This window comes from Mycobacterium sp. (genome assembly GCF_049280035.1).
GTDB lineage: Bacteria > Actinomycetota > Actinomycetes > Mycobacteriales > Mycobacteriaceae > Mycobacterium.
Window position 1 is genome coordinate 1 of sequence record NZ_JBAPPI010000088.1, and the last position, 6,997, is coordinate 6,997.

Annotated in this window: 10 protein-coding genes; 6 read left to right on the top strand and 4 right to left on the bottom strand. The window is 65.1% G+C overall.

The window, feature by feature from the left end; translation table 11 throughout:
• The coding region (locus WAN71_RS02900) for a TIGR04338 family metallohydrolase (protein ID WP_422223886.1) at nt 1-497 on the top strand (497 nt) is incomplete at its 5' end.
• A 17-nt stretch (nt 498-514) separates the two neighbouring features.
• Here WAN71_RS02900 and WAN71_RS02905 read toward each other — a convergent pair.
• Nucleotides 515-658 carry a metallothionein gene (locus WAN71_RS02905; protein ID WP_422223887.1) on the bottom strand — a complete coding sequence of 48 codons (144 nt, stop codon included), beginning with the start codon at nt 656-658 and terminating at the stop codon, nt 515-517.
• A 127-nt stretch (nt 659-785) separates the two neighbouring features.
• Between WAN71_RS02905 and WAN71_RS02910 the strand changes: the two genes are divergently transcribed.
• Nucleotides 786-1,442 carry an O-methyltransferase gene (locus WAN71_RS02910; RefSeq protein WP_422223888.1) on the top strand — a complete coding sequence of 219 codons (657 nt, stop codon included), beginning with the start codon at nt 786-788 and terminating at the stop codon, nt 1,440-1,442.
• Nucleotides 1,443-1,483: 41 nt separating this feature from the next.
• Here the strand turns inward: WAN71_RS02910 and WAN71_RS02915 are convergent, their stop codons facing one another.
• Nucleotides 1,484-2,101 carry a TetR family transcriptional regulator gene (locus WAN71_RS02915; protein ID WP_422223889.1) on the bottom strand — a complete coding sequence of 206 codons (618 nt, stop codon included), beginning with the start codon at nt 2,099-2,101 and terminating at the stop codon, nt 1,484-1,486.
• 221 nt (nt 2,102-2,322) lie between these two features.
• Here WAN71_RS02915 and WAN71_RS02920 point away from each other — a divergent pair, with 221 nt between their 5' ends.
• Both WAN71_RS02920 and WAN71_RS02925 read left to right on the top strand, forming a co-directional pair.
• Complete coding sequence (locus WAN71_RS02920; RefSeq protein ID WP_422223890.1) at nt 2,323-2,565, top strand: sigma factor-like helix-turn-helix DNA-binding protein; 243 nt, start codon at nt 2,323-2,325, stop codon at nt 2,563-2,565.
• Nucleotides 2,566-2,721: 156 nt separating this feature from the next.
• Nucleotides 2,722-3,159, top strand: a complete 438-nt coding sequence (locus WAN71_RS02925; RefSeq protein ID WP_422223891.1) for an SPW repeat protein — start codon at nt 2,722-2,724, stop codon at nt 3,157-3,159.
• A gap of 65 nt (nt 3,160-3,224) precedes the next feature.
• Here WAN71_RS02925 and ilvD read toward each other — a convergent pair whose 3' ends face one another.
• Nucleotides 3,225-4,940 carry a dihydroxy-acid dehydratase gene (gene ilvD, locus WAN71_RS02930; protein ID WP_422223892.1) on the bottom strand — a complete coding sequence of 572 codons (1,716 nt, stop codon included), beginning with the start codon at nt 4,938-4,940 and terminating at the stop codon, nt 3,225-3,227.
• 191 nt (nt 4,941-5,131) lie between these two features.
• Here ilvD and WAN71_RS02935 point away from each other — a divergent pair, with 191 nt between their 5' ends.
• Together WAN71_RS02935 and WAN71_RS02940 are read left to right on the top strand one after the other, a co-directional pair.
• Nucleotides 5,132-5,422, top strand: coding sequence for a metal-sensitive transcriptional regulator (locus tag WAN71_RS02935; protein WP_422223893.1), 291 nt, complete (start codon nt 5,132-5,134; stop codon nt 5,420-5,422).
• 123 nt (nt 5,423-5,545) lie between these two features.
• A complete protein-coding gene (locus WAN71_RS02940) occupies nt 5,546-6,772 on the top strand; it encodes an MFS transporter (RefSeq protein WP_422223895.1) in 1,227 nt (408 codons plus the stop codon).
• Nucleotides 6,773-6,803: 31 nt separating this feature from the next.
• Here WAN71_RS02940 and WAN71_RS02945 read toward each other — a convergent pair.
• On the bottom strand, nt 6,804-6,997 hold a 194-nt coding region (locus WAN71_RS02945), incomplete at its 5' end, for a hypothetical protein (protein ID WP_422223894.1).

Consider the following 6,997-nt stretch of genomic DNA (forward strand, 5'->3'; position numbering starts at 1 on the left):
CGGCCGCGCGGGATTGGCAGCGTTCGAAGGTCTACGCGGCCGAGGAGTTCGTCCGGACGCTGTTCGACCGCGCCGCTGAACACAGGTCAGTCAGCGTGCAGTTCTTCGGCGAGCAGTTGACGCTGCCGCCAGAGGCGCGGTTCGCGTCGGTCCCAGCGGTGCAGCGTTACGTCGACGAGGTGCTGGCGCTGCCGGCGGTACGGCGACAGTGGCCGAACGTAGCCCCGCTGAAAGTGCGTGCGCGGCGGGCCGCCACCGCCGCTCACTACGAAAACCGCGACGGCGCAGGCGTTATCGCGGTCCCCGACCGTGCAGCGGCTGGCTGGGCGATGCGTGAGCTGGTGGTGCTACACGAGATCGCACATCATCTGTGCGACGCACAGCCGCCGCACGGATCGCAATATGTCGCAACGTTGTGCACGTTGGCCGAGCTAGTCATGGGGCCTGAACTCGGGCACGTCCTGCGGGTGGTCTACGCCAAAGAGGGCGTGCGGTAAGCCCGAGCGATTACCCGCTAGTCGACGGCGACCATCTCATCGCCGCAGGTGCACCGATACGGCTGGTCCGCGCCGGCGCAGTGGCATTCGACCTCAATACGAACCCGGCAGCCACAGCCGTCGTGGGAGCAGGTCAGTATTGTTCCGGCCTCGTTTGTCATCTCTCCACCCTTATCTATCTCGGGATTCAGTGGACACGTCGATCCTAGCATATACCCCCTAGGGGTATATGCTAGGAAGGGTTTTATGCAGTGGCGATCGGCGAAGGCGGCGGGCTAGCGTTGGCTCATGACCCAGAATCCGAGCCCTGCCGACGTTGATGCTTTCTTGGATACCACCGTGGTTGGCGACGATCCCGCGTTGTCTGCCGCCCGGGAGGCCAGCGATGCAGCGGGGTTGCCGCAGATCGCGGTGTCAACCCAACAGGGCAAGTTCCTCAGCCTTTTGGCCGCTGCGATCAAGGCTCGCCGCATTCTGGAGATCGGCACACTCGGTGGCTTCAGCACGATTTGGCTGGCGCGCGGCGCCGGTCCGGACGGGCGGGTGATAACGCTGGAATATGAGCCCGTGCATGCCCAGGTGGCGAAGGCCAATATCGACCGCGCTGGTGTCGGCGATCAGGTTGAGGTGGTGGTCGGTCCCGCGTTGGAGACCCTTCCGACCGTGACCGAAGGCCCCTTCGACCTGGTGTTCATCGATGCCGACAAGGTAAATAACGCCGCCTACCTGGAATGGGCTGTCCGGCTGACGCATCCCGGCTCAGTTATCGTGGTGGACAACGTCATTCGGGATGGCGCGATCCTGTCATCGGATCCAGACGACGTAGTGCGGGCGACGCGACGGACGCTGGAGATCATGGGGCAGCATCCGGAGCTTGATACCGCAGTGCTCCAGACGGTCGGGGCAAAGCATTGGGACGGCTTCGCCCTGGCCTTGGTGAAGTAAAGCGTCGCGGCGCCAGCTCGTTGACGGCCTGTTGGGCCTTCTTACCCGCCCTGGGGCGTCGCGGCGTCGAGCAGCGCGCGCACAGTCGTATAGATCTGCCGGGCGGCATCTTCGATGGTGCTCATGGGTTGCAGCATATGGCTGAAGGTCAAGCGGACGTCGACTTCGACGACCGCGTCCAAGAGCCGGTCGATCGGATCCGGAAGATCATAGAAATCCCGAGCGGCCGCGGCGATCATGTCCATCGCACCGCGCCAGATGGGTGTCGGTCCCGCGGTCAGTAGCGGAGTCAGGCCGACCTCCGTGTCGCGAGCGCGGGTAAGGCTCGCTTTGACCAGGGGGTCGTCGGCGCCGGCGCGCAGGGTAAAGGCCGCGCCAGCCGCAAGACCGGCGGCCACGTCGTCGGGGTGGCCATGCATCGCCGAAATGACCCCGGTGATGAATCGGTCGGTCTCCCTTTGGACCAGGGCCTGGCCCAGTGCCTGCTTAGCGCCGATCTCCTTGTACAGCACCTGTCGGCTGATGCCGACCGTGGCGGCGATGCGTGACATGTTCACCGCCTGCCAACCCTCGGCGCAGACCAGCGCATACGCCGCGTCCAAGACGCGGTCGCGCAGCAACTGGCGAACCTCGGCCTGAAAGTCCGGCGCTTCCGACATACCTCACAGCATACGACAAACTCGGTCAAGATGTCGTGATTGACACAACTACGCCAAAGGTGTATATGTTGCGTACAACTATTGGTTAGTTGTAATCAGGAGCGGACGCGAGGGTGAATCCGGATGGTTCCGTCATCGAGTCGTCGATGCGCTGCGGGCGAGAATGCACCGTGGAAGATCCCGCTTGCCCTGTCGCACCTGCGAACCGGGGTTAAGTCGCGGTGAGACTTCAACGGACCGACTTGGCGTGGCGCCCTCACCGGGAAGCGGTGATTGTTAATGAGGCGATGGCCCAACTGTCCGATCCACAGCGTGCCATGATCTACCGCTCCCATTACCTCGGGCGGACGACGACACAGATCGCGGCAGAACTGGGGACCAACGGCGAGGTCGTCAAACATGAACTGCACCGCGCGTTGCATGCACTGCGGATGACCCTGCAAACCGCGGGCGGCATGGCCTAATCGGCAGGGCTTGAAAGCGGCTGCATTGCGGTTTGACGCTCGGTACGCCAGCCGCTTTTCGTTTGCTGGCGGTCGCTTGGCAAGCGTAATCTTGAAACGGATGGATGGGGTTGCAGCGGGCCCAAAAGGCTTGCTGCATAACAGAAAGGTCACAAAATGAGCACAGTCCATTCATCAATCGATCACCACCCTGATCTGTTGGCTCTGCGTGAGCGCTACGAGCGTGCGGCAGAGTCGATGACCGCGCAGGGCACCTTCGGCGTCACGTTGCTGACTGCGGTGTATGCAGCCCTGTCGCCATGGATTGTCGGATTCGCAGGAACGAGACCGCTTGTGGTCAGCGATTTCACCGTCGGACTCGTGTGCGTGGCGCTGGCGTTCGCGTACGCGATGGCGTTGGACCGCAGCCACGGCATGACCTGGACGCTGCCGGTCTTCGGTGTATGGCTCATCGTCTCGCCCTGGATCCTTCATGGTGTCTCACCGCACGGCGGCATGATCTGGTCGAATGTGATCGCAGGTGCGGTCCTGACGCTGCTGGGCTTGAACGCGATGTACTTCGGTATGCGCGCTCGTAGCTCAACATCCGCCTAGACGGATGCCGAATTAACTGTCCTGGCCGGAGGATACCGGCCGGGAGAGGAAGTTGCGGCCCGCAGCTAGCTGCAGACCGCTCCGATGGCGGCCGAACCCACCAGCTTGACGTACTTGGCCAGGACGCCGGTGCTGTAGCGCGGTGGCAGCGGAGTGAAACCCTCACGGCGGGAAGCGAACTCGTCGGGGTCAACCAGTACGTCCAAGGTGTTCTTGGCGACGTCGAGTCGGATTCGGTCGCCGTCGCGCAGGAAAGCGATCGGCCCACCGTCGACTGCCTCGGGCGCGACGTGTCCCACGCACAGACCGGTGGTGCCGCCGGAGAACCGGCCGTCGGTCAGCAGCAGCACGTCCTTACCGAGGCCGGCGCCTTTGATAGCCCCGGTGATGGCGAGCATTTCGCGCATCCCGGGCCCGCCTTTGGGGCCCTCGTAGCGGATCACCACCGCGTCGCCGTGCGTGATGGTGCCGTCGGCCAATGCATCCAGCGCGGCCCGCTCCTGGTCGAAAACCCTTGCGGTGCCTTCGAACACGTCGGAGTCAAAGCCCGCGGTCTTGACCACCGCGCCCTCGGGCGCCAGCGACCCGTGCAGGATAGTGATCCCGCCGGTGGGGTGGATCGGATGGTCGAGAGCGCGCAGCACTTTGCCGTCGGGATCCGGTGGGGCGATGTGCGCGAGGTTTTCGGCGATGGTGCGGCCGGTCACCGTCAAGCAGTCGCCATGCAGCAGGTCGGCATCCAGCAGGGCTTTCATCACCACCGGGACACCGCCGATGTGATCGACGTCGGACATCACGTGCCGGCCGAATGGCTTGACGTCGGCGAGGTGCGGCACGCGTGACCCGATGCGGCTGAAGTCTTCTAGCGACAACTTGACTCCCGCCTCGTAGGCGATCGCCAACAGGTGCAGCACCGCGTTGGTCGAGCCGCCGAAGGCCATCACCACCGCGATCGCGTTGTCGAATGCCTCTTTGGTGAGGATGTCGCGGGCGGTGATGCCGCGCCGCAGCAATTCGACGACGGCCTCGCCGCTATGCCGCGCAAAGCTGTCGCGGCGACGATCAGTCGCCGGCGGTGCCGCGCTGCCGGGCAGCGACATGCCCAGTGCCTCAGCGGCACAGGCCATGGTGTTGGCGGTGTACATACCGCCGCACGCACCTTCGCCGGGGCAGATGGCGCGCTCGATGGCGTCCACGTCCTCGCGCGGGATCAGGCCGCGGGCACACGCGCCGATCGCCTCGAACGCGTCGATGATGGTCACCTCGCGCTCGCTGCCGTCGGACAGCTTGGCGCGGCCCGGAAGGATTGTGCCCGCGTAGAGGAACACCGACGCCAGATCCAGTCTCGCCGCGGCCATCAGCATGCCGGGCAGCGACTTGTCACACCCGGCCAGCAGTACCGAACCATCGAATCGCTCAGCCTGCATCACTGTCTCGACGCTGTCGGCAATGATTTCGCGAGACGGCAGCGAGAAGTGCATGCCCTCGTGACCCATCGAAATCCCGTCGGACACCGAAATCGTGCCGAACTCCAGCGGATAGCCACCCGCGGCGAACACGCCCTCCTTGACGGCCTTGGCCAATCGGTCCAATGACAGGTTGCAGGGCGTGATCTCATTCCACGACGACGCCACGCCAATCTGCGGCTTGGCGAAGTCGTCGTCGTCCATGCCTACCGCCCGCAGCATGCCGCGCGAGGCGGCCTTTTCCAGGCCGTCGGTCACTTCGCGACTGCGGGGTTTGATGTCGACGGCGGGCGACGGGTCGTTGGTTTGCGGCATTAGCCAAGTATGCGCGAGCTGCCAGGCTGGCCCAAAATCATTTAGATACCCCGCTGGGGTATCGGATATGCTGGCGGGAAGCCGAATCACAGGGGCGGCGTCGAGAAGGCGCAACCCGAGATTGACAATGGTTTCAACATCGGCGCCGTCACAACGGCCCGGGGAAGCCTAGCCAAGATGCTGGAGAGCAAATGACACCCGCACGCGGATACTCGTCGCAGAAGGACAACTACGCCAAACGACTGCGGCGCATCGAGGGGCAGGTGCGTGGCATAGCCAAGATGATCGAAGACGACAAATACTGCATCGACGTCCTCACCCAGATCAGCGCCGCCAACAACGCGCTGCGGTCGGTAGCGCTGAACTTGCTCGACGAGCACCTCGGACACTGCGTTAGCCGCGCGGTCGCCGAGGGCGGTACCGAGGCCGACGAAAAGCTCGCCGAAGCGTCGGCCGCCATCGCGCGACTGGTCCGGTCCTGATCGTTAACGCAATGAGTGCTTTGAATGGTTGAGCATGGTTGAGTAGGGGCCGTGGGGCCAGCCCGTGCCGACGGAGCAGCGCGATCGCGTCGCTGGTGGAATGACCCCCCATCGCGCGCCGCCATCGACGAAGGCCGGGCCGCTCCGGGCGGACCGTGGACGCCGCGGATTGCGGTGCAGTTGGCGGTACTGGCCGCCGCGGCCTTCATCTATGTCACCGCCGAAATCCTGCCGGTGGGGGCGCTGCCGGCGATCGCCCGAGGCCTGCACGTCAGCGTGCCCGTCGTCGGCACGCTGCTGGCCTGGTATGCGCTGGTGGCGGCCGTAACCACGATTCCGCTGGTCCGTTGGACCGCGCACTGGCCGCGGCGCCGGGCGCTACTGATGTCGTTGGCGTGCCTGACCGCCTCCCAGTTCATTTCGGCGGTGGCACCCAACTTTGTCGTGCTGGCCGGTGGTCGAGTGCTCTCGGCGATCACGCACGGTCTGATGTTGTCGGTCATCGCGCCGATCGCCACCCGGCTGGTTCCGGCCAGCCACTCCGGACGCGCGACAACGATGATCTACGTCGGCATCAGCCTGGCGGTGGTGGTGGGCAGCCCCGCCACGGCGGCGATGAGCTTGCTGTGGGGTTGGCGGGTTGCCGTCGCAGCGGTGGCCGTGGTGGCCGCCGTGGTGACCGTGGCCGCCTGGGTTGTGCTGCCGGTGCTGGCGTTCACCGACGAGCAACTGGCCCACGTCGGCCGGGGCGCCGGGCATCACCGCAATCGGCGGCTGGTCATCGTGAGCTTGCTCACAATGGTCGCGGTCACCGGCCATTACATCTCCTACACCTTCATAGCGGTGATCATCCGTGACGTCGTCGGGGTGCACGGACCGGATCTGGCCTGGTTGCTGGCCACCTACGGCGTCGCCGGCCTGTTGGCGATGCCGCTGGTGGCCCGACCATCGGACCATCGGCCCAGAGCGGCGGTCATCAGTTGCATGGCCGCGCTGTGGCTGACGTTTCTGGTGCTGATCGCCCTGACGCTGCATGGTGCGCCCACGGCGGCGAGCATCGTGATCGGCATTGCTGCGATCGCGTTTTGGGGTGCCACCGCCAATGCGGTGTCGCCAATGCTGCAGGCTGCGGCGATGCGCGCCGGAGCCGACGACCCAGACGGCGCGTCCGGGCTGTATATGGCGGCGTTCCAGATCGGCATCATGGCCGGATCCTTCGGCGGCGGGCTGCTCTACGAGCGCAGCGTGCTGGCGATGTTGGTCGCATCAGCGGTCCTGATCGGCGCCGCAGCTGCGGGGATGACCGCCGAGCGGCAGCTGTTTGACGTCCCCACCACGGGCCACCGGTAAGATCCATCCCAACGACCAACATCACCGCAGGTCAGCGGCCCAGACCGGGCTGCGGCGCCTGCTGAATCGACGCTGCCAGCCAGAAGCCGGTGTCACCGCTATGCATACTGGGTTGGGACGTGACTGGAGGGATACATATGTCGCGATGGACCAAAGGTCCTCTCGTCGCTGCGCTGAGCGCTGCGGGAATGACTGCTGTGCTGACCTTGGCCTGCGGCTCGGCGC